General features: G+C 68.7%; 26 protein-coding genes and 1 tRNA gene. 9 read left to right on the top strand and 18 right to left on the bottom strand.

Annotated features, from left to right (window positions below; all coding sequences use genetic code 11):
* Both C6A87_RS04190 and C6A87_RS04185 read right to left on the bottom strand, forming a co-directional pair.
* The gene (locus tag C6A87_RS04190) at positions 1–786 is read right to left on the bottom strand and encodes a response regulator transcription factor (RefSeq protein WP_311116117.1); all 786 of its coding nucleotides are present in this window, start codon (positions 784–786) and stop codon (positions 1–3) included.
* Positions 787–1,411: 625 nt separating this feature from the next.
* On the bottom strand, positions 1,412–2,728 hold the full coding sequence (locus tag C6A87_RS04185) for a PE-PPE domain-containing protein (protein ID WP_311116116.1): 1,317 nt from the start codon (positions 2,726–2,728) through the stop codon (positions 1,412–1,414).
* A 268-nt stretch (positions 2,729–2,996) separates the two neighbouring features.
* Between C6A87_RS04185 and C6A87_RS04180 the strand changes: the two genes are divergently transcribed.
* The gene (locus C6A87_RS04180) at positions 2,997–4,802 is read left to right on the top strand and encodes a PQQ-dependent sugar dehydrogenase (RefSeq protein WP_311116115.1); all 1,806 of its coding nucleotides are present in this window, start codon (positions 2,997–2,999) and stop codon (positions 4,800–4,802) included.
* Positions 4,803–4,997: 195 nt separating this feature from the next.
* On the opposite strand, the gene C6A87_RS04175 is transcribed toward C6A87_RS04180, so the two are convergent.
* Positions 4,998–5,420, bottom strand: coding sequence for a nitroreductase family deazaflavin-dependent oxidoreductase (locus C6A87_RS04175; protein ID WP_311116114.1), 423 nt, complete (start codon positions 5,418–5,420; stop codon positions 4,998–5,000).
* A 134-nt stretch (positions 5,421–5,554) separates the two neighbouring features.
* Positions 5,555–5,637, bottom strand: a tRNA-Tyr gene (locus C6A87_RS04170).
* A 151-nt stretch (positions 5,638–5,788) separates the two neighbouring features.
* Between C6A87_RS04170 and C6A87_RS04165 the strand changes: the two genes are divergently transcribed.
* A complete protein-coding gene (locus tag C6A87_RS04165) occupies positions 5,789–6,280 on the top strand; it encodes a YajQ family cyclic di-GMP-binding protein (RefSeq protein WP_311116113.1) in 492 nt (163 codons plus the stop codon).
* A 59-nt stretch (positions 6,281–6,339) separates the two neighbouring features.
* Here the strand turns inward: C6A87_RS04165 and C6A87_RS04160 are convergent, their stop codons facing one another.
* Positions 6,340–6,816 carry a hypothetical protein gene (locus tag C6A87_RS04160; protein WP_311116112.1) on the bottom strand — a complete coding sequence of 159 codons (477 nt, stop codon included), beginning with the start codon at positions 6,814–6,816 and terminating at the stop codon, positions 6,340–6,342.
* Between the two features lie 111 nt (positions 6,817–6,927).
* Between C6A87_RS04160 and C6A87_RS04155 the strand changes: the two genes are divergently transcribed.
* Positions 6,928–7,953, top strand: a complete 1,026-nt coding sequence (locus C6A87_RS04155) for an NAD(P)H-dependent glycerol-3-phosphate dehydrogenase (RefSeq protein WP_311116111.1) — start codon at positions 6,928–6,930, stop codon at positions 7,951–7,953.
* On the opposite strand, the gene C6A87_RS04150 is transcribed toward C6A87_RS04155, so the two are convergent.
* From C6A87_RS04150 to grcC1, 3 genes are all read right to left on the bottom strand, one after another.
* Entirely contained in the window at positions 7,950–8,480 is a 531-nt protein-coding gene (locus C6A87_RS04150) for a hypothetical protein (RefSeq protein ID WP_311116110.1), read from the bottom strand. The two genes, C6A87_RS04155 and C6A87_RS04150, sit on opposite strands and share 4 nt — an antisense overlap.
* A gap of 41 nt (positions 8,481–8,521) precedes the next feature.
* Positions 8,522–9,412, bottom strand: a complete 891-nt coding sequence (gene htpX / locus C6A87_RS04145; protein ID WP_311116109.1) for a zinc metalloprotease HtpX — start codon at positions 9,410–9,412, stop codon at positions 8,522–8,524.
* Between the two features lie 77 nt (positions 9,413–9,489).
* Positions 9,490–10,497 (bottom strand): nonaprenyl/(2E,6E)-farnesyl/geranylgeranyl diphosphat synthase, encoded by a 1,008-nt coding sequence (gene grcC1, locus C6A87_RS04140; protein WP_311116108.1) that lies wholly within the window; start codon positions 10,495–10,497, stop codon positions 9,490–9,492.
* A 69-nt stretch (positions 10,498–10,566) separates the two neighbouring features.
* Here grcC1 and menJ point away from each other — a divergent pair, with 69 nt between their 5' ends.
* Together menJ and C6A87_RS04130 are read left to right on the top strand one after the other, a co-directional pair.
* Positions 10,567–11,793: a menaquinone reductase gene (gene menJ / locus C6A87_RS04135; protein ID WP_311117813.1), complete on the top strand. Its 1,227-nt coding sequence runs from the start codon at positions 10,567–10,569 to the stop codon at positions 11,791–11,793.
* Between the two features lie 85 nt (positions 11,794–11,878).
* Positions 11,879–12,295 (top strand): GAF domain-containing protein, encoded by a 417-nt coding sequence (locus tag C6A87_RS04130; protein WP_311117812.1) that lies wholly within the window; start codon positions 11,879–11,881, stop codon positions 12,293–12,295.
* A gap of 38 nt (positions 12,296–12,333) precedes the next feature.
* Here C6A87_RS04130 and C6A87_RS04125 read toward each other — a convergent pair whose 3' ends face one another.
* Together C6A87_RS04125 and C6A87_RS04120 are read right to left on the bottom strand one after the other, a co-directional pair.
* Positions 12,334–13,392 (bottom strand): alpha/beta hydrolase fold domain-containing protein, encoded by a 1,059-nt coding sequence (locus C6A87_RS04125; protein ID WP_311116107.1) that lies wholly within the window; start codon positions 13,390–13,392, stop codon positions 12,334–12,336.
* A 129-nt stretch (positions 13,393–13,521) separates the two neighbouring features.
* Entirely contained in the window at positions 13,522–14,208 is a 687-nt protein-coding gene (locus C6A87_RS04120; protein ID WP_311116106.1) for a demethylmenaquinone methyltransferase, read from the bottom strand.
* 92 nt (positions 14,209–14,300) lie between these two features.
* Here C6A87_RS04120 and C6A87_RS04115 point away from each other — a divergent pair, with 92 nt between their 5' ends.
* Together C6A87_RS04115 and C6A87_RS04110 are read left to right on the top strand one after the other, a co-directional pair.
* A complete protein-coding gene (locus C6A87_RS04115) occupies positions 14,301–15,125 on the top strand; it encodes an SDR family oxidoreductase (RefSeq protein ID WP_311116105.1) in 825 nt (274 codons plus the stop codon).
* Between the two features lie 8 nt (positions 15,126–15,133).
* On the top strand, positions 15,134–15,319 hold the full coding sequence (locus tag C6A87_RS04110; protein ID WP_311116104.1) for a hypothetical protein: 186 nt from the start codon (positions 15,134–15,136) through the stop codon (positions 15,317–15,319).
* A 21-nt stretch (positions 15,320–15,340) separates the two neighbouring features.
* Here the strand turns inward: C6A87_RS04110 and C6A87_RS04105 are convergent, their stop codons facing one another.
* From C6A87_RS04105 to C6A87_RS04085, 5 genes are all read right to left on the bottom strand, one after another.
* Positions 15,341–16,183, bottom strand: a complete 843-nt coding sequence (locus tag C6A87_RS04105; RefSeq protein ID WP_311116103.1) for a class I SAM-dependent methyltransferase — start codon at positions 16,181–16,183, stop codon at positions 15,341–15,343.
* A 26-nt stretch (positions 16,184–16,209) separates the two neighbouring features.
* A complete protein-coding gene (locus C6A87_RS04100; RefSeq protein ID WP_311116102.1) occupies positions 16,210–16,503 on the bottom strand; it encodes a cytochrome C oxidase subunit IV family protein in 294 nt (97 codons plus the stop codon).
* Between the two features lie 2 nt (positions 16,504–16,505).
* The gene (locus C6A87_RS04095) at positions 16,506–17,024 is read right to left on the bottom strand and encodes a cytochrome c oxidase subunit 3 (protein WP_396837066.1); all 519 of its coding nucleotides are present in this window, start codon (positions 17,022–17,024) and stop codon (positions 16,506–16,508) included.
* Positions 17,025–17,098: 74 nt separating this feature from the next.
* Positions 17,099–17,842 (bottom strand): hypothetical protein, encoded by a 744-nt coding sequence (locus C6A87_RS04090; protein ID WP_311116100.1) that lies wholly within the window; start codon positions 17,840–17,842, stop codon positions 17,099–17,101.
* Positions 17,839–18,582, bottom strand: a complete 744-nt coding sequence (locus C6A87_RS04085; RefSeq protein ID WP_311117811.1) for a hypothetical protein — start codon at positions 18,580–18,582, stop codon at positions 17,839–17,841. The genes C6A87_RS04090 and C6A87_RS04085 overlap by 4 nt, the downstream gene beginning before the upstream one ends.
* A gap of 171 nt (positions 18,583–18,753) precedes the next feature.
* Here C6A87_RS04085 and C6A87_RS04080 point away from each other — a divergent pair, with 171 nt between their 5' ends.
* A complete protein-coding gene (locus C6A87_RS04080; protein WP_311116099.1) occupies positions 18,754–19,356 on the top strand; it encodes a TetR/AcrR family transcriptional regulator in 603 nt (200 codons plus the stop codon).
* Positions 19,357–19,363: 7 nt separating this feature from the next.
* Here the strand turns inward: C6A87_RS04080 and C6A87_RS04075 are convergent, their stop codons facing one another.
* Positions 19,364–20,491 carry a glycosyltransferase family 1 protein gene (locus C6A87_RS04075; RefSeq protein WP_311116098.1) on the bottom strand — a complete coding sequence of 376 codons (1,128 nt, stop codon included), beginning with the start codon at positions 20,489–20,491 and terminating at the stop codon, positions 19,364–19,366.
* Positions 20,492–20,608: 117 nt separating this feature from the next.
* Here C6A87_RS04075 and C6A87_RS04070 point away from each other — a divergent pair, with 117 nt between their 5' ends.
* On the top strand, positions 20,609–21,295 hold the full coding sequence (locus tag C6A87_RS04070) for a thioredoxin domain-containing protein (protein WP_311116097.1): 687 nt from the start codon (positions 20,609–20,611) through the stop codon (positions 21,293–21,295).
* On the opposite strand, the gene C6A87_RS04065 is transcribed toward C6A87_RS04070, so the two are convergent.
* Together C6A87_RS04065 and menD are read right to left on the bottom strand one after the other, a co-directional pair.
* On the bottom strand, positions 21,256–21,804 hold the full coding sequence (locus C6A87_RS04065) for a DUF3592 domain-containing protein (protein WP_311116096.1): 549 nt from the start codon (positions 21,802–21,804) through the stop codon (positions 21,256–21,258). The two genes, C6A87_RS04070 and C6A87_RS04065, sit on opposite strands and share 40 nt — an antisense overlap.
* Entirely contained in the window at positions 21,801–23,438 is a 1,638-nt protein-coding gene (menD, locus tag C6A87_RS04060) for a 2-succinyl-5-enolpyruvyl-6-hydroxy-3-cyclohexene-1-carboxylic-acid synthase (protein WP_311116095.1), read from the bottom strand. The genes C6A87_RS04065 and menD overlap by 4 nt, the downstream gene beginning before the upstream one ends.

The raw sequence follows: 23,438 nt of genomic DNA, 5'->3' as shown, positions 1-23,438 counted from the left end.
CTAGTTCTCTGCTCCGGCGCCCGCGAAGCGTACCGTCCGGAAGCGTGCGGCGGCCTCTGCCCGATTGGTGACGCCTAGCTTGGTCAGCACGCTGTGCACGTGGTTCTTCACCGTGTGGACGGCAATGCACAGCCGGTCGGCGATGTCCCGGTTGGACATGCCCATCTCGAGTAACCGGAGAATCTCGACCTCACGAGCAGTGAGGACTAGTTCCTTGGCCGCCGGCTCGCGGGCCGACGCGAGGCTGGAAAGCCGGCGCAGCAGCACCGCCGAAACTTTCGGCGAACACAACATCTCACCCCGGGCAACCCTGGTCATCACCGTGAGCAGATCGTCGAGCGATTCGGTGCGGAGGTGGTACCCGGCGACTCCGGCTTCCGCGCAGGCGATGATCCCGTCGTCGTCGTCTTCGGCCATCCCCAACGCGATCACCCGGGTATGCGGGTTCATCTCGAAGACCGCGTGCAGCAGCACGACACTGTCGCGGGTGTTGATGTTGAGCAGGACGAGTCCGCCAGGCGCCGAGCTGAGGGCCGTGAACAAGGAGGGAAGATCCCAGGCCACACCGACGGTCCCCGCGCCGTTCCTGCCGAACACCGCGGCCAGGTTTTCCCTGTTCAGGGTGCAATCGTCGATGATCAGAACATCGGTGTCGTGCAATGCGGGGCTACCCGCGCCGGCCACGCCGACGCTCGGCGCGGCCTCGGCGATCTGCGGGATGGCCACCGGAAGCGGCTGGGGCTGCCAGACCGGACCGCCACGCACCGCGTCACGGAGCGGGCTCAACTCGGTCGGACGCTGGTACACACGCTCGGTCGCCGTGCTGTGCCCGTCGCGTCCCGGACGCCTGCGGACTACCGCCACCGTAGAGCGCAACCCTGTCCCGGCGTCAGGCGACTTAGCTGATGTCCGTTCGGCTTCCCGAAGTTCGATTGACATTCCTACCCCCCATAGGCTCTTTCAACGTCCCAAGATCCTCGGACGCAACGTAATTGTGGCGCACGTCAGTGGTGGCTGTCGCGCCTTTTGCCCTCGGGTGCGTGCAGGTAGTTGCACATGCGGACAGTTGCCTGAGGATCCCATTAGCGTATGTACATCTCGCCACCCGCTGCGCCTACCGATCGGGTTGTAACCGGATTTGTCGTTACACCTGTGGCTCTATCAGCGGTTATATCAGTCGTTCGGCCTGCCCTGATCCACGCCGAGGGTCTCGCTCTTAGGTACCAGCTCCGATCTAGCTCCCAAAAATCGTTTGCTGGTTTTGCAAGTATCCTCACAAACTCGTATCGCATCCGCCGTGTCGACAATTCGCCCAGCGGGGTTGGCCACCAGACCCCAGCAAGCAGAGACGTCCCACAGGACGCGGGGACCCACGCTCTGCAGCCCTCCAGACTTCTGGATAGCTCGTCGCCTACGGCGTGGCGGTGGCGTCTCTGTTCGCGGGTTCGTCGGCGCTACCGGACTGCGGCACCGCGGACTCGTCGCGCGCATGCTCGGTTTCGTCAGAACCCTGGTCGTCCTCACCCTCAGACGGCTCGGCCTCGCCCTCTTCCTGGTCGGCCTCGCCGGTTTCCTGCGCGTCCACCGCATCCTCGGCTTCGCGGACTTCCTCTTCAGCTACCGACGCCGCCCCGTCGTCGATGGCGTCCGACGTCTCGATGTCCGGCTCACCGACGCGATCGGCGTCGAGCATTTCGACGGTGCCGCCGCCCTTTTCAACGGAGACATCGACGCCACGCCGGTCCCCCGATTCGTCGTGGGAAACCGGCGGCGATCCCTCGATCACGTCCGGTTCGGCGGCGACCGCCTCGACCCTGCCGAACGGCTTCAGCGGCGCGAAGAACCTGGCCCGCGCCGGCTCGCTGTAATCGCTTCTGTCATATGCCAATTCGATGAACTTGCGCAACGGTGCGTCCAGCGCCGCAATGACCGAAGCGGGCAGAAGTGCGGTCAGCGGCATGAGCAGCGGCACCGGGTAGGTCTTGACCACGTAGTAGTGGGTGTTGGAGCCCGCGTGGAACTGGTAGTGATCCGGATCGCCGGACTGCTTCGTGGCTTCCAGGTCGGCTGCGGTCAAGTCCATCTGAGTATTGCCGTGCACCAACACTATTCCCATGATCGCATTGGCCAGCGCGATCGGATTCCACAGGTAGGTGGGGAAATCCGCCCAGCCGTCGTACTGGCGCACGATGTCGTAGGTCGGGTCCCCGTTGGCCGGTGTCGGACCGTCGAAGGTGAAGTCGAGGATCGGGATCGTGATGCCCTTGAAGCGTGACAGTATGCCGCCGTTCGGCCGGTTCGGGTTGGCGACCAGAAGATAGGTGTGGCCCGCGTGGGTCTGCTTGTACCGCGACGCGACGACCGCGCCCTGGGAGAAACCGAAGATCACGTCGCCTGCGGCCGGCGCCTGGGCTTCCAGCAGCGCGACGCCCTGCCGGACCGACCGGTTGAACGTCTGATCCCGGAAGCCGCCGTGGGAGATCGGCCAGAAGTCGGCGCTGTAGCCGACCTTCTCGTACGGCAGGTCCGGCGGCGTCATCTCCACGCCGTCGACGACTCTGCCGATGAAATCGCCGAACATCGCGTCCCCAGGCAGGTAACCGATCCTGGTGCCCGGCAGATAGTGCAGCGACGCAGCCAGCTGCGGGGCCACCGACACGCTGGGCGCCGACCCCAGCAGCGCAGCGGCCAGAGCGACCCCCGCGGTCCCCAGCGCCGACTTCGCCACCCCTACGAGTTTCCTGGCCACATCGTCCCCCTGCGTCGACCGATTCCCCGAGCGTCGAGTGTAAGACAGAAGATTTGCTGAAGGCACTGTTTCAGACGGAAGTGGTAGTCGATCCCCCCGCGGTACGAGCCGGCGAGGCCGGCTCCGGGCATCCGAAGAATGACGTTGCGGCCGAAACACGGTGATCAAGAAATCCGGTGCATACAGTCCGACCCGGCATGGACATCGGGCGCAACCGAGTTCGCGGTGACTTTCGCGAGGAGGCGACATGGGGGAATCAGGCGGGTACGCGCGGTACGTGGGCCGGGTCGGCGGCTTGGCGTTTGCCCTGGGGGTGGGCGCTGCGCTGCTGACCGGTACCGCGGTCGCGTCCGCGGAGACGGGCGACGCGGCCACGAAGCCGGCGACGAGTTCGGCGGTGTCCACGTCGGATCGCGCCGAGCCGGCGAGCGAACCTCAGACGGCCGACGGCGCTGAGGCTCGCGACGACCAGGACGGCGACGAAGACTCGGCCGAAGCCGCCGAGGCCGACACCGATGGCGAGGCGGTTACCGAAACCGTCTCGGACACAACAGAAGAGGTGAGCGAGCCGGATCCCGATGACGAGGCCGAGGACGAGGTGACCGAACCGGAGGATGTCACCACCACCCACGACGGTGCCGGCGCGTCCCGCGTGGTCGAGCAGCCGGACCCGGAACCGACGCCGGCGCCTGCGGCGTCCGCCGAGGCCGAGGACCCCGGCTTCTTCGAGACGCTCTTCGACAACAAGACGCCGACGCTGGGCCACCGCCCGGCCGAGAACACCGTCATCGAGGGCCGGGTGGTCGGCGACCTGCACCCCGACGATCCCGACTCGACCCGGCTGACCTACACCGCGACCCGGCCCCAGTACGGGTCGGTGGCCCTGAACGCCGACGGCACGTTCCTGTACACGCCCGGCGCCGACTACGCGGGCCAGGACAGCTTCCGGGTCACCGTCAGCGATGCACGCAGCGGCTTCCACGTCCACGGCGCGGCGGGGCTTTTGAACCTGTTCACGTTCGGCCTGCTGGGCAGCAGCGGCCACCGCAGCAGCCAGACTGTGTTCATCGGCTACGAGCGGGCCACCGTGGTCGACGGGCTGTCCTCACCTGTGGACTTCCGGTTCCTGCCCGACGGTCGCATCCTGGTCGCCGAGAAGGCCGGCGCGATCCGGGTGGTCGAGAACGGTGTGCTGCGTCCCGACCCGCTGATCACGCTGGCGGTGCGCACAGAAACCGAGCGCGGCATCGGCGGGCTGGCCGTCGACCCGGCGTTCGCGACCAACGGACGTCTGTACGTCGCCTACGTCGCTGCCGGCACCACCAAGAACACGTTGTCCCGGTTGGTCGTCACCGGCAACACCGCCGCCGTGGACAAGGTACTGGTGGAGTCCTCGCTGACCGCGGCCCCCAACCATCACGGCGGCGCGCTCGGCTTCGGGCCCGACGGTGCGCTGTACTGGGGCGTCGGCGACAACGCCACCGGCGCGAACGCGCAGAACCCCGGCAACATCCACGGCAAGATCCTGCGGCTGACCACCGACGGCGGCGTCCCCGCCGACAACCCGGTGATCAACGGATCCCGCACCCTCGTCTACGCCTACGGGTTACGCAACCCGTTCCGGCTCACGTTCACCCCGACCGGCGAACTTCTGGTCGCCGACGTCGGCGCCTCGGCCTTCGAGGAGGTCAACCGCGTCACCGCAGGCGGGAACTACGGGTGGCCGAGCTCCGAAGGTCCGTGCACCAGCGGTTGCGCGGGTAAAACCGATCCGATCTTCGCCTATCCGCGCGGCGGCGGCGCGGCGATCACGTCGGTGGCGGTGTACCAGGGCCGGGTGTTCATCGCCGACACCGTCCAGGGCTGGATTCGGACGCTGGCGTGCACGCCGGACTACACGTCGTGCAGCGATGTGCAGACCTTCGATCCGGCCGCGGGCGCGACCGTGGTGCTGGCTGTCGGACCCGACGGCGACCTCTACCAGCTGACGTACTCACCCGGCCGCCTCTCGGTCCTCAGGGCGGGCGAGGACAACGAGTCGGTGTCAGTCTGACCACGACGGGTTTGACGTCGCGCCGCCGCGGGAACCTTGGCGCCACGCACGACCCGTAGGAGGTGGAGATGTCCGGGCCGAAAGCCTTGACCAGGGTGCTCGACTTCTGCCGCGCCGGCTACCCGACCGCCGGCGTCCCGGCCCTCGGCCACGTTCCGCTGCTGGCGCTGTGCGCGCGGCAGCCGGAGACTTCGCTCAGCCCGCCCGCACCAGCTCGACGACAGGGATGACGCGCGTCGTCTTGCGCTGGTAATCGCCGAACTGCGGCTCGCGCTCGACATGCCTGGCGTAGATCTCGTCGCGCTCGGGCCCCTCGACGACGCGGGCCGTCGCCGGGTAGGTCTCGCTGCCCAGCTCGACGGTGACGTCGGGGTTGGCGATCAGGTTGCGATACCAATCCGGGTGGTTGTCCGCACCGCCCTTGCTGGCGAAGACGTAGACGTGCCCGTCGTCGAGCAACGCAACGAGCGGGGCGATGCGCTCCGTCCCGGACTTCGCACCGACGTGGTGGACCAGCACGATCGGCTTACCCTCGAACATCCCGCCGGGCTTGCCGCCGGTCCTGCGGAAATCGTCGACCACCTGACGGTTCATCTCGTCGAACGCTGCCTTGTCCATGACGTCTCCTCCGGTCGCTTCGGGCACCAACCGTTAACTACCGCGCGGGCACCCGGCCCTATTCCCGCCGTGGCGGCCGGCCCGGCAACCGGGAGAACGAAATCAGGCCCCCTCGAAAGGGGGCCTGATCAGTGTGGCAGGTACAGGATTCGAACCTGTGTAGGCGTTAGCCGACGGATTTACAGTCCGCTCCCATTGGCCGCTCGGGCAACCTGCCGGGGTATTCGTGCGCTGCAGAGCGCGTTCAGCAGGATACAACGAGGACAGTGCCCGACTACAAATCGCGGGGTGGGGGGCGGTGTCCGGCCGGTCCCGGCGGGCGGCGAAGATGGACCCAGATACCGAACCACGAGGGAGGGACGAGCCCAATGGCGGATTCATCGTTCGACGTCGTCAGCAAGGTCGATCGCCAGGAAGTCGACAATGCGCTGAACCAGGCCGCCAAGGAGTTGTCGACCCGATTCGACTTCCGCGGCACCGACACCACCATCGCCTGGAAGGGCGAGGAGGCCATCGAGATCGTGTCCTCCACCGAGGAGCGCGTGAAGGCCGCCGTCGACGTGTTCAAGGAGAAGCTGGTCCGGCGCGACATCTCGATGAAGGCGTTCGACGCCGACGAGCCCCAGGCCAGCGGTAAGACCTACAAGGTCAGCGGCACCCTGAAGCAGGGCATCTCCAGCGAGGACGCCAAGAAGATCACCAAGATCATCCGGGACGAGGGCCCCAAGGGCGTGAAGGCCCAGATTCAGGGGGAAGAGATCCGCGTCAGCTCCAAGAAGCGCGACGACCTGCAGGCCGTGCAGGCCCTGCTGCGCGGCGCAGACCTCGACGTCGCGCTGCAGTTCGTCAACTACCGCTGACGCTGCTGCGTTACCGCACGGCGATTTCCGGGTCGGATGTCGCCGTGTGGTCACGCAAGTCAGCGCAGTACGCCGCTGATACCGGCGGCGGTGCCGGCGTTGATCTCGTCGAACAGCCGCAGCAGTCGTCTGATCAGCGTCGTGAAGCCCGGCTCGAACCGTTTCAGCAGCGCCGGGGACGGCGGGGCGATGGCGTGGCCGGCGTCGGTCACCGTCCACCCGGACGCGCGTAACGCGGCCACCAGGTCGGTCAGCCCGTCGCGCGTCGCGGCGAGGTGCTCTCCCCCACCCGCCAGCGCGCCGCGCACCCCGGCGAGCCGGTCCCGCAGCCGCAGCTGGGCGGCGAGGTGGTGTTCGGCCTGAGCGATCGTCGCCTCACCCGCGTCGCCCTGCCATGCGTTCCGCAGCTGCTGCACCGAACGGCGCTGCTCGGCGATCAGTTCGTCGAGTTCGCCGATCTTGGCACCCAGTTCGTTCGCCGCGGCCATCAGGCTCCGCAGATCCGAAGCCTCCACCGTCGATACCGTGAACGGCACCAGCCACCCCCTCAGCAGTCGGCTCCCATTATCGCTGCCGCCGGACAGGGGTCGGCGCACCTGTTCGAAATCCACCCTCGCCCCGGACTTCCCGCCCTAATGTGATCTCCCATGGCAGCACCGCAGCGAGAACCCAGAGTCGTCGTCCTCGGGGGCGGATCGTGGGGAACCACCGTCGCGTCCATCTGCGCCAGACGCGGGCCGACGCTGCAGTGGGTGCGTTCGCAGGAGACCGCAGACGACATCAACGACAACCAGCGGAACTCCAAATACCTTGGCGAAGAAGTGGAATTGACGCCCACGCTGCGCGCCACGACGGATTTCTCCGAAGCCGCCGAATGCGCGGACGTCATCGTGATGGGCGTGCCGTCACACGGTTTCCGCGGCGTGCTGACCGAACTGGCGACCCAGCTGAGGCCGTGGGTTCCGGTGATCTCGCTGGTGAAGGGCCTGGAACAGGGCACCAACTACCGGATGAGCGAGATCGTCGCCGAGGTGCTGCCCGGCCATCCCGCCGGAATCCTGGCCGGGCCCAACATCGCCCGCGAGGTCGCCGAAGGCTACGCCGCGGCCGCGGTGCTCGCGATGCCCGACCAGCACCTGGCCGCCAACCTCGCACAGTTGTTCCGCACCAAGCGCTTCCGCACCTACACCACCGACGACGTGGTCGGGGTCGAGATGGCCGGAGCGCTCAAGAACGTGTACGCGATCGCGGTCGGCATGGGCTACTCGCTGGGCATCGGCGAGAACACCCGCGCCATGGTGATGGCGCGCGCCGTCGCCGAGATGTCCAAACTCGGCGTCGCGATGGGCGGTAACCGCGACACGTTCGCGGGGCTGGCCGGCATGGGAGACCTGATCGTGACCTGCACCTCCCAGCGCAGCCGCAACCGGCACGTCGGCGAACAACTCGGTCAGGGCAAGACCGTCGACGAGATCATCGCGTCGATGAACCAGGTCGCCGAGGGCGTCAAGGCCGCCAGCGTGGTGATGGAGTTCGCCGACAAGTGCGGCATCCCGATGCCGATCGCCCGGGAGGTCGACGGTGTGGTCAACCACGGCTCGACCGTGGAGCAGGCCTACCGCGGCCTCGTGGCCGAGAAACCCGGCCACGAGGTGCACGGTTCGGGGTTCTAGTTGAAGTACGGGTTGGTGCCCTCGGGCCGCGCGAGCAGCGGGTTGACCGCGTTGACGATCCACGAGCCGCCGGGGCTGACGACGAAGCCGGCCTGGTTGCGGCTGTCGACGCAGGAGGTCAGGGTGCCGTCACCGCCACAGCTGACGGTGCCGAACGACAGCCGGGTGTTCGGCGGCAGTTCGTTGACCGGCCCGGTGAAGATCGGCGCGGGCGACGCGGCCCAGCCTGGGACCCCGCCGGTGACGCCGCTGACCACGTTCGCCCCTTGCGGCGCGCCCGGCAGCGCCCCGTTGCAGCCGTAGCCGCCCGAACGTTGCAGCATGCAGGTGAGCCCGTTGGAGCTGAACGCGTACGCGGTGCCTTCGAGCACTGCGTAGTCCTTCGGGCTGGCCGGCGGGAACGCGTTGATGTTCGGCGCGGGCGGGGGCGGCGGGGGCTCGGGCTGCGCGGCGGCCAGGCCGGACGCGTTGAGGACTGCGGCCGCGGCGACACACCCGGCACCGACGATTCTGCTGCGCACCTTCACACCCTAGATGTCGCCGGGCGGGGCGGCAGCGTTAACGACGGTCAGTACCGCCCGGGACCCCGGTAGTGGTCGGGGCCCGCCATCGCCTCCAGCCGGGCGATCCGGTCGGCGACCGGCGGGTGGGTGGCGAACATCTTGCCGATCTTCTCCCCGGCCCGGAACGGGTTGGCGATCATCAGGTGGGCCTGGTCGGCCAGCTGCGGCTCCGGCGGCAGCGGCGCGCGCTCGACGCCGGCGCTGATCTTGCGCAGCGCGCTGGCCAACGCCAGCGGATCACCCGTCAGCTCGGCGCCGGACTGGTCGGCCTGATACTCCCGCGAACGCGACACCGCCAGCCGGATCACCGTCGCGGCGATCGGGCCCAGCAGCGAAACCAGAAGGATCGCAAAGGGATTCGTGCCGCCGTCGCGGTTCCCGCCGAACATGCTCGCGAAGAAAGCCAGGTTGGCCAACGCGGTGATCACCGAGGCCATCGCGCCTGCCACACACGAGATCAGGATGTCGCGGTTGTACACGTGGGACAGTTCGTGGCCGAGGACGGCGCGCAGTTCCCGCTCGTTGAGGATCTGCAGGATGCCGGTGGTGCAGCACACCGCGGCGTTGCGCGGGTTGCGACCGGTGGCGAACGCGTTCGGGGCGGCGGTGTCACTGATGTAGAGCCGCGGCATCGGCTGGCGCGCCGTCGTGGCGAGCTCGCGCACGATCTTGTACATCACCGGCGCCTGCATCTCGTTGACGGGCTGGGCGTGCATCGCCCGCAGGGCCAGCTTGTCGCTGTTGAAGTACACGTAGGCGTTCATGCCGATGGCGAAGAGCACGGCCAGGAACATGATGTTGCGGCCGAACAGCGCGCCGACACCGACGATCAGACCTGAGAACAGCACCAGCAACAGGAACGTCTTGGCCCTGTTGGCGTGCGGATGCCAAGTCATTGCGGAGTCCTCCTCACCACACCATCACGAGTCTTCGTCGAGACAACGACCGAGGCCCCCGCCCGGTTCCGCGGACGTCAGCCGTGCCGGTTGACGGTGTACTGCACGAGCGTCGCCAGCGCCTGGCGGCCGGGCAGGTCCGGAAGGGAGGCCAGCTCCTGCTCGGCCTGGCGGGCGTAGTCGGCGACGGTCTCCTTGGCCTTGGCCATGCCGCCGGAGGCGCGCAGCAGGCGCAGCGCCTCGGCGAGTTCGGCGTCGTCGGTGATCGGGTCGGCGAGTAGTTCGCGCAGCCGGTCGGCGTCGGGGCCGGTCTCGCGCAGCGCGTAGAGCACCGGCAGCGTGTGCACGCCCTCCCGCAGATCCGTGCCGGGAACCTTGCCGGACTCGTCGGGGTCGCTGTCGATGTCGATGATGTCGTCGGAGATCTGGAACGCGGTGCCCACGATGCCGCCCAGCCGGCTCAACCGCTCGATCTGCTCGTCGTCGGCGCCCGAGAACGTCGCACCGAAACGACCCGACGCCGAGATCAGGCACGCGGTCTTCTCGTAGACCACCTTCAGGTAGTGGTCCACCGAATCGACCTGGTCGGCGGCGCCGCGCGTCTCCCGCATCTGGCCGGTGACCAGCAGTGCGAACGTGTCGGCGATGATCCGCACGGCGTCCGGTCCCAGCCTGCTGACCAGGCGCGACGCCGTCGCGAACAGGTAGTCCCCGGCCAGGATCGCGATGTTGTTGCCCCAGCGGGCGTTGGCGCTGGGCGCGCCGCGGCGCACCTGCGCCTCGTCCATCACGTCGTCGTGGTACAGCGTGGCCAGGTGCACCAGTTCGATCACCGCGCCGGCGACCGTGACCTGCCAAGCGTCCGGCTCAGGGCCCAGATGCGCGGACAGCACGGTGAACAGCGGGCGGAACCGTTTGCCGCCGGCCTGGAACAGGTGCTGCACGGCCTCCGACATCAGAACGTCGGCCTTGCCGAGTTCCTCCGACATCAGAGCCTCGATGCGGGCAACTCCGTCGCGGACATCCTGAGCGAATTCGGCGTCGCCGAAGTCCACTCCCGCCACCACGTTCGCCGGTGTCCTCACACAGCCAACATACTGGGAGCTATGGACTCGGCGGAGGACGGTGGGCCCACGCCCGAAGCGCAGGGGATGATGCGAGGATCCTCGAGCGCCGATGTCGTGGTGGTCGGAGCGGGGCCGGCGGGCTCGTCGGCGGCGGCCTGGGCCGCCCGCGCGGGCCGGGACGTGCTGGTGATCGACTCCGCACAGTTCCCTCGGGACAAGGCATGCGGTGACGGGCTGACCCCGCGTGCCATTGCCGAGCTGCGCCGCTTGGGGCTGCAGTCGTGGCTGGACGGGCGGATCGCGCACCGCGGGCTGCGGATGTCCGGCTTCGGCGCCGACGTCGAGGTGCCCTGGCCCGGCCCGTCGTTCCCGCCGTTCAGCAGCGCGGTGCCGCGCACCGAACTCGACGAGCGGATCCGGCTGGTCGCCGTCGACGAGGGCGCGAAGATGAAACTCGGCGTCAAGGCCGTCTCGGTGGAGAAGGACTCCGCGGGCCGGGTCACCGGCGTGGTGCTCGATTCCGGCGAGGTGGTGCGCTGCGCGGACCTGATCGTCGCCGACGGGGCGCGCTCCACGCTCGGGCGCGCGCTGGGCCGCGAGTGGCACAAGGAGACGGTCTACGGCGTGGCCATCCGCGGATACATCGCCACCGCGCGCAGTGACGAGCCGTGGATCACCTCGCATCTGGAGCTGCGCTCGCCCGCCGGTGAGGTGCTGCCCGGGTACGGGTGGATCTTCCCGCTCGGCAACGGCGAGGTGAACATCGGCGTCGGCGCGCTGGCTACCTCGAAGCGGCCAGCAGACGCCGGGCTGCGGCCGCTGATGAACTACTACACAGGGTTGCGCCGCGACGAGTGGGGCTTCGAGGGCGACCCGCGGGCCGGGCTGTCGGCGCTGCTGCCGATGGGTGGCGCCGTGTCCGGGGTGGCCGGGCCGAACTGGATGCTGATCGGTGACGCGGCGGCGTGCGTGAACCCGCTCAACGGCGAGGGCATCGACTACGGCCTGGAAACCGGCCGGCTGGCGGCCGAGCTGCTCGGTTCGGGGCCGTACTCGGCGGCCTGGCCGGCGCTGCTGCACCAGCACTACGCGCAGGGTTTCTCGATCGCGCGGCGGCTGGCGCTGCTGCTGACGTTCCCGCGGTTTCTGCCCGCGGCCGGGCCGCCGGCGATGCGGTCGTCGGCGTTGATGAAGATCGCGGTCCGGGTGATGGGCAACTTCGTCACCGACGAGGATGAGGATCTGGTCGCGCGGGTCTGGCGCGGCGCGGGCAGGCTGTCACAGCGGATGGACGCCCGTAAGCCGTTCAGTTGACACCCCCGGTTGCGCGAGCGTGCGGGTCTGCAGGCGACACGCCGTCCTCATGGCTGACTTTGTGCACGCTCGTCGGGCGACCGCGGTGACGTCCGTCTATCGCGCACCGATGCGATCGCGCCGGGACGACATCGATCCTGCGCTGACGTTCGAGCGCGCACTGTCGTTGGGGCTGTGCGGGTTCGGCCGGTTCGGCGATCCTGAGAGGTTGGCACGCCGCGTCGGGCGTTTCGCCGACGTCGCCGACGGGTCGTTCGTGTGGACCCGCGACGGCGACGGTTGGTACTGGCTGGGCCGCATCGATGGTCCGTACTTCTACGACCCCGACGGCGAGGACGTCGACCTCGTCCACGTCCGCCCGTGCACGTGGCTCGACACGCCGTTCGCCGAATCCCGGTGCCCGGCAGCAGTTGTCGCGACCTTCGGGCGGGGCGGGCGCAACTTCCAGGAGATCCACGACGACCGCGTCGGGGACGAGTCGTCGCAGCTGTGGGGCGGCTGACCGCCGACCGGGAACTGATCGACACCCTGAGCTGACGGTCAGCCCAGCGATGCGGCGAAACCGCTGACATCGCGCAGACTGGCAGCGAACACGTCGGGCATCGCGCCACCGAACAGCAGATCGCCCCCGTGGCAGGTGCCTGCCACCACCCGGCCGACGGCCGGCACCCCGGCCCGCAGCAACCGGCGATAGTACTGCAGCCCCTCGTCGCGCAGCGGGTCCAGTTCGTTCACCGAGATCACATGCGGCGGCAGGCCTCTGAGTTCCTCGTCGGTCGCCATCGACGCCCAGCATGTCGCGTCCTGTGCATGTCGTCCGTCCGGGTCGTACACGGACCCGAGCAACGCCAGCTGCTCACAGCTGACGAAATAGCCGTCGTTCTCGGTGAGCGAGGGCAGGTCCTCGCAGTCCTGCAGCCACCGGTTCGAGATGAACGGGCACTGAGCGTAGAAACCCGAGATCTCGCCGAGCCATCCGTCGCGTTTCGCCTTGTGCGCCAACGTCAGTGTCAGGTTGCCGCCACCGGACTCCCCCGACACCACCAGGTGGCTGATGCCGAGTTCCGCGCGGTGGCTGCTGGCCCACCGTGCCGCACTCGCGCAGTCGTTGAGACCCGCCGGGTACGGGTGCGGCCCCAGTCTGCCGCTGGAGTTGCGGAATTCGACGCCGACCACCACCACACCGGTCGCGGCGAGGTGCTCGCGGAGCCGGATGTAGGCAAGATCGGCCGCGCTGGCGATCGCCATGCCGCCACCGTGCAGATGCACGACGCCGGGCAAGGGTCCGGTGACGTCTGCCGGTCGGCTGATGTGCAGGGTGATGTCGTTGCCGTCCGCCCCGGTGATCTTCGAGGTCGTGGTCGTCACTCCGGCGGGAGCAGGAACTTCGGCGGCGAGGACGTTGAACACCGCACCCATGCCCTGCTCGCTCATGGTGGCGTAGGCATGGCGCTCCTCAAGCGGCGAATCCACGGACAGCCCGCTCGACGGCAGCCGTCCGTCGAGGCCGAAGCGTGCGAAGGCCGCGACCATCCGCGGATCCGAGCGCGGGTCGGTGCCGAGGGTGGAATCGGGATCAGCGTGGCGGCCGAGGAGCATGCCTTGACGCTAACGCTGCCGCGCGGACCGGGGGTGCGATTCGTCGTCGGCGAGCGTGCGTGATGTCGTCGCTTTTCGCGGTGTGTCGCCCGCAGACGCGCACGCTCGCGGGAGAAGGGGGTGGGGGCGTCAGGCTTTGGTGGCGGCGTGCAGTGCGACGATCCCGCCGGTCAGGTTGCGCCAGCGCACATTCGACCAGCCGGCCGCCTCGATACGCTCGGCGAGCTCGCGCTGATCCGGCCAGGCCCGGATCGACTCCGCCAGATACACGTACGCATCGGGGTTGGACGACACCGCCGTGGCCATCGCCGGCAGCGCCCGCATCAGGTACTCCTTGTACACGGTCGAGAAGATCGGGTTCGTCGGCGTGGAGAACTCGCACACCACCAGCCGCCCGCCGGGGCGGGTCACCCGCGCCATCTCCCGCAGGCCCGCCGAGTGGTCGACCACGTTGCGCAGGCCGAAGCTGATCGTCACCGCGTCGAACACCGCGTCGGCGAACGGCAGCCGCGTCGCGTCCCCGGCCACCTTCGGCACGTCGCGCGAGGCCCCCGCGGCCAGCATGCCGACCGAGAAGTCGGCGGCCACACACCACGCACCCGAGGTGGCCAGCTCGACGGTGGACACCGCCGTCCCGGCGGCCAGGTCCAGCACCTTGTCCGACCTGCCCAGCCGCAACGCATCCCGGGTGGCCCGCCGCCAGAACCGGTCCTGGCCCAGCGAGAGCACCGTGTTGGTCAGGTCGTACCGGCGCGCGACCCCGTCGAACATCGACGCCACCTCATGGGGATTCTTCTCCAGCGACGCGCGGTTCACGCAGCCGAACGTATCAGGCAGGCCGCTGGCAATGACCTGTGCGCTCGCCGCCCAAGGGAATGCTTTGCCCCCGAGAGGGCATTGATCACGGCATGACCGAGAAAGTCTGGTTCATCACCGGCACCTCCCGCGGCTTCGGCCGGGAATGGGCCATCGCTGCGCTCGAACGCGGCGACAAGGTGGCGGCCACCGCCCGGGACCTGTCCACCCTCGCCGACCTCACCACCAAATACGGGGACGCGCTGCTGCCGCTGCAACTCGACGTCACCGACCGCGACGCGGACTTCGCCGCCGTCCGGCAGGCCCACGACCACTTCGGCCGCCTCGACATCGTCGTCAACAACGCCGGCTACGGCCAGTTCGGCTTCATCGAGGAACTGTCCGAGCAGGAGGCGCGCGACCAGTTCGAGACCAACGTCTTCGGCGCGCTGTGGATCACCCAGGCCGCGCTGCCCTATCTGCGGGCCCAACGCAGCGGCCACCTCATCCAGGTGTCCTCCATCGGCGGCATCACCGCGTTCCCGAACGTCGGGATCTATCACGCGTCGAAGTGGGCGCTGGAAGGCTTCTCCCAGTCGCTGGCCCAGGAGGTCGCCGATTTCGGCGTGTACGTGACCCTCATCGAACCGGGCGGTTTCGACACCGACTGGGCGGGTTCGTCGGCCAAACACGCCGCCGAACTGCCCGACTACGCCGAAGTCCACCGCAGGGCGCAGGAACAGCGCGCCTCCCGCACCGCCGAGCCCGGCGACCCGCACGCGTCCGCCTCCGCGATCCTGAAGGTCGTCGACGCGTCGCCGCCGCCGCTGCGGGTGTTCTTCGGCAAGGCCCCTCTGCAGCTGGCCAAAGCCGACTACGAGAATCGGCTCGCCACCTGGGAGCAGTGGCAGCCGGTGTCGATCGAAGCCCAGGGCTGAGGGCGGCGATGAGCCGTCGTCTGTCCTCCGCGCGCACCCCGTTCTACGGGGCGGCGCTGTCGGGCGCCGCGCTGCTGTCCTGCGGGGCGGCCACGTTGATCACGGTGACGTGGGTGGCGGCGTCGGTGTACGTCGCCGCAGCGATCGCGGCCGGGATCGGCGTCGGCATCACGATGCGCGAGTCGTCGTCCTAGCGTCGGTCAACGTCGGCGGTCTCAGCCGAACTCGAGCAGCGTGTAGGCCCCGCGGAAGTTCTTGGTGAGCTTGAGCTGCCAGAACGCGGGGAACAGCCGCTCGAACACGAAGCCGCGGCCCTGGGGCATCGGCAGGTCGTGCACCGCGCGGATGCCCGGCACCGTGCGCGCGAGATCGGCCAGTTCGCCCGCCGACAGGCTGAACGGCATCGGCGGCACGCGGTAGCGCGACGACGAGCGCACCCCCTTCGGCGCGAACTTCTTCACCAGCACCGGCGGCAGGTCGAAGATCATCTGGCCACCGGGGAATCGGCGCGCGCACGCTCGGATGAGATCCATCGACTCGTCGGGCTGCAGGTACATCAGCAGGCCCTCGGCGGTGATGAACACGCCGTGGCTGGTGTCGACCGCGTCCATCCAGCTGTAGTCCAGTGCCGACTGGGCGAGGGTGGTGATGCGCGGCGACGCGGGCAGCAACCGCTTGCGCAGCTCGATGATCGGCGGCAGATCCACGCTCAGCCACCGGAACTTGGCATTGGGGATCGCGGCGTCGAGGCGCCAGAAGCTGGTCTGCAGGCCTTCGGCCAGCGCGACGACGGTGGCCTCCGGATGCGCGGTCAGGTACCTGGTGGCGGCCCGGTCGAACGCCAGCGACCGCAGCGCCATCTCCTGGCCTTTGCGGCGGCCGAACTTGTCGAAATCGAAGTCGATCGCGTCGGCCAGCTTGATCGCCATCGGGTCGTCGATGATGGCCTGCGGGTGCCCCGCCTGATAGGCCCGGCCGTTCAGGGTCAGCAGCGCCGTCTCCGACACTCCGGCCAGTGCGCTGGCGTCGATCTTGCCGGTCCTGCCGTCGGGATTCACACCGCCGAACTTACCCGCGACCGGTGTCAGACCAGGTAGAGCGCGAAAACCGTGACAAACAGCGTCCCCAGCCACACGTCGGCGGACGTCTTGAGCCAGCGCGGGCCGGTGCGCACCTCCATGAAGTTCCACAGGATCAGCCGCACCTTGACGAACGTCAGCACGAGGACCAGCGCGGTGATCGCCGTGCTCGCGTGCACGGTGCCGGCGAAATGGGCCGGTGCCAGCCACCACGATCCGACGGTGATCGCGGTGAGCACCGCCCACGTCCAGGTGATCACCCGGGTGGCGTTGTGCCGGGTGCCGGTGGCGTCGGTCATGGTCACCTCATCACGTAGAACAGGCCGAAGATGATCACCCAGAGCAGGTCGACCATGTGCCAGTACACCGCGCCGGACTCGACCATCGATGTCCTGCGACGGAACGGGTTACGCAGTTCCCGCACCAGCACCCCGAGCACGATCAGCCCGATCACCACGTGCAACAGGTGCACGCCGGTCAGCACGTAATAGAACGCGAAGAACATCTCCGCGTTGGTGTGGCCCGCAGCGATCTTGCTGTACCACTCGTAGCCTTTGAGCACGACGAACAGCACTCCGAGGAACCCGGCGCCGTAGATGAATCGCACGGACTGGTCGTGTCGTCCGCCGCGGGCCGCGAACACGCCGCGCGCGATGAACCACGAACTGGAGAGCAGGATCACGGTGTTCAGCACGCCGATGTCGATGTTCAGATGCTGCTGCGCGGCCAGGAATTCGTCGGCGTTCATGGTGCGGTAGACCATGAAGACCACGAAGTAGCCGGCGAAGATGACGAGGTCGCCGAGGACCATCACCCACATGTGCACGTCGCCGGGCAGCCGCCCGTCTGGGGACTTCGTGGCCGGCAGTGATTTTGATTGTGTCACAGCTGTTCTCAGTCCAGTCCCGGCGAATCGACGGGTTCGCTCGCGGTGGCCTTGCGCAGCAGCACGATCAGCGCGCCGAGCCAGACGCTGAACACCACGACCGCCAACCAGAACGCCACCGAACCGTTCCAGGCGAACGGCCCCGAGTCGGTCAGGAACATCTGCGTCGCGATGACCTCCGTGACGATCTGCCAGACACTCACGTAGGCAAACCATTTCGGGAAGATCTCGTTCTTGTCGTACAGGATCGCGATCGCGAACACCAGGTAGGCCACCGAGAAGCAGCCCAGCGATCCGTTGTAGGACAGCATGCCGAGGTCGTAGAGCATGCCGACCACCTCGGGATCGCGGTCGGCGCGTAGCGTGGCCGTCAGGAAGCACACCGCGACCAGCAGGAAGCCCGGCAGCGCGCCCACCCCCATGCCGCCGAGGTAGCCGTAGGCGAACACCTTGCCGACCGACATCCGCATCATGTGGTACGCGACAAGGCCGTTGGTCACCGCGGCGCCGCCGAGCAACACCAGCAGCAGGGTGAACCCGATCTGGATCGTCAGCCCGTTGTCGACGAAGAACGCGACCTTGCCGGCGTCGGTGACGTCGGGGCGCGGCGGCGGGGTGACCCGGGCCAGCACGCAGATGATGACGCCGAAGACCGCATACCAGGCCGGGAAGAACCAGCACACCAGTCGCACATCGGGTTTGCCTCCGGGTGTGGCGTCCCCGGTGGTGCGCGTCGGCGCCAGCAGGCTCACTGCGTGACACCCTCCGCGCGCGCCTGGGCCAGCACCGCGCGGCGCAGCACGAAGAACATCACGACGACGAACATCGCGAATGCGCCGTTGCGCAACCAGAACGACAGCAGACCGTCCCAGGCCAACGGCCCGCTCGTCATCACCGCGGCCCCGGCCGCCGGCACCATCGCGATCCCGGTTGCCAACGAGTAGTGGCCCACCCAGCGCGGGAAGACGGGATCGGGCCCGCCGTCGAAGTAGACCGCGACGGCGAGCAGCACGAACTGGGTCAGGACCATGCCGACCGGCGCGATGAACACGATCCATGCCAGGTCGTTGAGCACCATGATCAGCTCGGGACTACGGGTGGGCCGGAACGCCGCGACCAGGAAGAAGATGTTCGACAGCGCGAAAGTGGTTGCGCCGCTGACGACCGCGGTCAAGTAACAGTAGGCGAAGACATGACTCTGGGTCTTCATGCGTTTCATCTGCGCGACGATGACCATGAAGAACGGCAGGATCATGATGCCGCACAGGTTGAACGTCACCTGGCTGAACCGGATCCACGCGGTGTGGTCGGCGTAGAACTCGGCCACCTGCTCGGCCGACCACAGCGGCGACATCGGCGGGCGGAACCCGGGGAAGGCCAGGAACGCGATCAGCAGGACCACCCCGACCACGGGGCCGGTCCACAGGCTGACCCACTGTGCCTTGATGTTGCCCGCCTTCGGCAGGTCTTGCACCTGCTCCAGGATCTGCACCATTACCTCCGTAAGTGACCACAGTCAGACGAACCTCAGCCCGGCTACGCTCGGCCCGACCGCGAAAGCCCGGCGTTGTCTTGGGTGGACGCTAGCGGTCACCGGAGCGGAAGGGAAGCATTATTTCTGATTTGAGTCAGTTATACGCGTCGCCGCAGGTACCGTGTGGGCGTGCTGAGGACGGACAGGCCCGGGCGCGGCAGGAAGGGCCTGCAGACGCGTGAACGGCTGCTCGGCGCGGCGATCGCGGAGTTCAAGCGGGGCGGCATCGCCGCGGCCGACATCGGCGCCATCGTGTCGGCGGCCGGGGTGGCCCACGGGACCTTCTTCTTCCACTTCCCGACCAAAGAGCACGCCCTGATCGAACTGGAGGACCGCGAGCAGGACCGGATCGCCGCAGAGTTGACCCGGCGCTACCGACGCCCGCACGACGTGCGGGACACCTTCGCCGAGGCGGTCGGTGCGCTGGAACGCCTCGAAGCCCGGCTGGGCAATCGTCTGTTCAAAGACTTTCTCGCGCTGCACTTCTCCACCAGCCGACCCCCGTCCGAGACGTGGACCACCCACCCCGCGATCGCCGCGGTGGTCGAGGACCTGCAGCGCGCCCAGCATCGCGGTGAGATCCCCGCGGAGGTCGACATGATGCTCAACGGGGTGTCGTTCCTGGCCGGGCTCTACGCGCTGATGATCACGCTCCCCGAGTCCCCCGACATCCGCCGGCCCGTCCTCGACGAGTACCTGACCACCTATACGTTGGGGCTGCGCGCGCGGTGACCCGCCGTCACGCGGCGCGCAGGCTGCGGGCGCCCACGACCGCCTCGTAGTGCCCGACCAGCTCCTCGCAGATCACCGGCCAGGTGCGGCCAAGCACGCTCCTGCGAGCGGCCACCGAGTAGCGGCGGCGTTCGGCGGTCAGGTGGTCGACCGACTCCGAGAGCCGGTGTTCGAACTCGGCGACGGGCAGCAGCAACCCGGTCCGGTACGGGGCCACCAGATCCCGCGGACCCCCGGCGTCGGGCGCGACGACCGGCAGACCCGAGGCCATCGCCTCCTGGACCGCCTGACAGAACGTCTCGTGCTCACCGGGATGGACGAACACGTCCATGGAGGCGTAGGCCGCCGCCAGCTCCCGCCCGTACAGCGCTCCGGTGAAAACAGCTCGGGGCAGTACTGATTCGAGCTTCGCACGGTCGACGCCGTCGCCGACCACCACCAGCTGAAGGTCGTCGCGGGCGTGCAACCGGGCCAGCCGCTCGACATGCTTCTCCGGTGCGAGCCGACCGACGAACCCGACGATGGGCCTGCCGTCGGGCGACCAGGCCCGGCGCAGCCGCTCGTCGCGTGCCGACGGCGCGAACCCCGTCACGTCCACTCCCCGCGCCCACCGGTGGACCCGCGGAATATCTTGCACAGCAAGACTTTCCATTGCCGCAGTCGATGGAGCCAGGGTGCGGTCGGCTTTGGTGTGCAGCCGCCGGGTCCAGGCCCAGGACGCCTGCGCGAGCACACCGACACCGTAGCTCTGCGCGAACCCTGCGACGTCGGTCTGGAACACGGCCACCGTCGGGATGCCGAGCCGGCGCGCCGCGTGCACACCGCCCCAGCCGAGCAGCGCCGGTGAGGCCAGGTGCACGACGTCCGGGTCGAAGCCGCGCAGCACCCCGACCATCCGCGGCCGCGGCACCCCCAGCGGTAGCGAGGTGACCTTGGGCAACATCAGCGACGGCACCCGGTGCACCCGCACCCCGTCGTGCACCTTGTCGGCGGAAGGCTGACCGCGCGGCGTGTCCGGGGCGATCACCAGGACCTCGTGCCCCGTGCGACGCAGGTGCTCGATCACCCGGAGCACCGAGTTGGTGACCCCGTTGACATTCGGTAGGAACGATTCGGCGACGATGGCAACGCGCACCCCCAGACCGTGACATCGCCGGCTGACGGCGGGGTTGCGGACAGGAAGATGTCACACGAATTGCCGGTGCGCGGGCAAAAGACGGCCCCGCGCCGGGATCGCGACGAGGATGGACCCATGCACTGGATTCGCCCCCTGGCTCTGCTCGGCACGTTCGGGCTGCTGACGACCGCGCTCGGATGCACCACCGAGGTCAGCGGCCAGGCCCGGATCGACCCGGTCGCGGCGCCGCTCGCGCTCACCGAGGACGGTTTCGGCATCGTCGCCGGCTTCGACGACGCGCCCGCCAAGATCGAGATCTTCACCGAACCGCAGTGCATGCATTGCGGGGACCTGCAGTACGACTACGGCGACCAGCTGGCCTACCACATCACGGTCGGGGCACTGCAGGTCACCTACCGGCCGCTGACCTTCCTCGACGAGGACTACGACGGCTACTCCGCCGACGTGGCCAATGCGATGTTCCTGGCCACCGACGCCGTCGACAACTCCGCGGCCACCGGCACCCAGTTGCAGCGCTTCGTGCACGAACTGTGGGTCAACCAGCAGCCCGGAGGGCCGTCGTTCAGCGGCGACGAACGGCGTGACATGGCCGCCGCCGCAGGCATCCCCGACGCGGTCACCGACCACATCGTCGCCGGCGGCGAGGCCGTCGACGTCGTCGAGATGGACGACACCAACTTCGATCTGCTCTTCGACATCGACCCCGTGGACACCGGCACCCCGACGGTGTTCGACCTCAACGCCGAGCAGAAGCTGGATATCTACGACGTCGACTGGCTGACCGAACTGGTCGCGTCGTAGTCGGCCTCGCGGCGTCTGCCGCGGCGCTCGATGAGCACGGTGCCGCCCAGCGCGGCGCCCGCGATCAGCCAGCCGACCACCGCGATCGACCCCGCCGGAATGATCGCCAACCCGGCGTTGCGGTGCTGCACCCGCACCAGTTCCGGGTCGTTCACGTCGTATTCGACGTAGATCCGCATCCCGTTCTCCAGCTTCGACGGATACAGCACGCCGAGCTCCGGCCGGTAGGTGATCCGGTCCGGGGTGACGAACTCGATCGTCGAGCGGCGATCGCCGGCGTCGAGCACGGTGGCCTCGGCGACCCCGAGATTGCGTTCGATCTGGCGGTCGTTGCGCCACGCGCCGAGCACCAGCAGCACCGACTGCAGGGTCACCAGGCACGCCACGACCACGATGCCGATCCTGACGCGGCGCAGCACCCGCGCCCCACGCGTCTCCCCCGGATCGCCGTTCAGGTAAGGGAACACGAACTGCCACACCGCGTGCAGGCGTTGCCGGAACGCACTCACAGCAGGGCGGCCCTGATCGAGGCGTGCAACGCCCGCAGTGAGGACCTGTCCGCCTTGACCTCGAGCACCCGCATGCCGTCGAAATCCTCGTCCAGCGCCGCGGCGAGCTCACCGGTCTCGATCTGCCGGCTCTCGACGTGATAGGCGCGGCACAGCGCGCCAACGTCGACGTCGTGCGGGGTCCCGAAGATGCGCGAGGACACGTCGGTGAACCGCGGGTCGCCCTGCTCGAGCAGTTCGAAGATGCCGCCGCCGTTGTCGTTGGACACCACGATGGTCAGGTTGCGCGGCGTGGGTTCCGTCGGCCCGACCAGCAGACCGGAACTGTCGTGCACGAACGTCAGATCGCCGATCAGCGCCACCGTGCGGCCGCCCCCGCGTTCGTGGGCGAGCGCGGCGCCGATCGCGGTGGACACCGTGCCGTCGATGCCCGCCACCCCGCGGTTCGACCGCACCTTGACCTCGGCGGTGTTGAAACCGACCAGTGCGATGTCGCGCACCGGGTTCGAGGCCCCGAGCACCAGCTGGTCACCGGGGCGCAGCGCGTCGGCGACCGCGGCGGCCACGTGCAGACCCGTCGTCAACGGGTGCGCGGCGAGCTGACCGCGTACCGCGTCCATCGCGTGCCGGTGTGCTTCGGCGCACCGCTGCAGCCAGTCCGGCGACGGCTCGCCGGAGGTGACCGCGCGGGTGCCGGTGGCCTGCGAGTTGCCCGAGACGTCGGGCCAGCGCGGCCCCGTGGTGAGCGCGAAGACCGGGACCGCCGAGTCTGCGAGCAGCGCCGAGACCGGGCGGTGCAACGTGGGCCGGCCCAGCATGATCACCTGTTTGGGCCGGATGAGCTTGAGCGCCAACGGATGCAGCGGAGTGTGCGCGTACGGCGCCGTCGGCTCGGCCACCGTCGGCAGATGCGCGAGGTTCGGGTGCACGCCCGCGCCGTGCCCGGCGATGACCACGGTGTCCGGGGTGAGATCGATGTCCAGCGGCTGGTCGAACGTCACCGGCGGGGTGTAGGTCCACGGCATGCCGTCGGGACGCCCGGCCGGGGCGTAGGGCACCGCCGGATCCTGCGTGCCGGGCACCAGCGGCTCGCGCAGCGGGATGTCGAACTGCACCGGACCCGCGTTCGCCGACCGGGAACCCTTGGCGGCCACCAAAACCCGGCACGTCGCCGAGCGCCACTGCGCGTTGAGCGAATCCATGTCCGCGGAGTCCTCGGCCAGTCCGAGGCTGATGTTGGCGCGCACCTGGGTGCCGAAGTAGCCGAGTTGCTCGAAGGTCTGGTTGGCCCCGGTGCCGAGCAGTTCGTAGGGCCGGTTGGCCGACAGGACGACCAGCGGGACCCGAGCGTAGTTCGCCTCCACCACCGCCGGGCCGAGGTTGGCGACCGCGGTACCCGACGTCATCGCCACGCACACCGGCGAGCGCTCGGCCACCGCGAGCCCGATCGCCAGGAAGCCGGCCGTGCGCTCGTCGATGCGCACGTGCAGCCGCAGCCGGCCGGCCCGGTCGGCATCGTGCAGCGCGAACGCCAGCGGCGCGTTGCGTGATCCAGGGCACAGCACGACGTCGCGGACGCCGCCGCGGATCAGTTCGTCGACGACCACCCGGGCCTGCGCCGTCGAGGGATTCAT

Source organism: Mycobacterium sp. ITM-2016-00317 (assembly GCF_002968295.1).
Lineage (GTDB): Bacteria > Actinomycetota > Actinomycetes > Mycobacteriales > Mycobacteriaceae > Mycobacterium.
The sequence above is the reverse complement of the archived record's forward strand: the minus strand, read 5'-3'. Positions and strand labels throughout refer to the sequence as shown.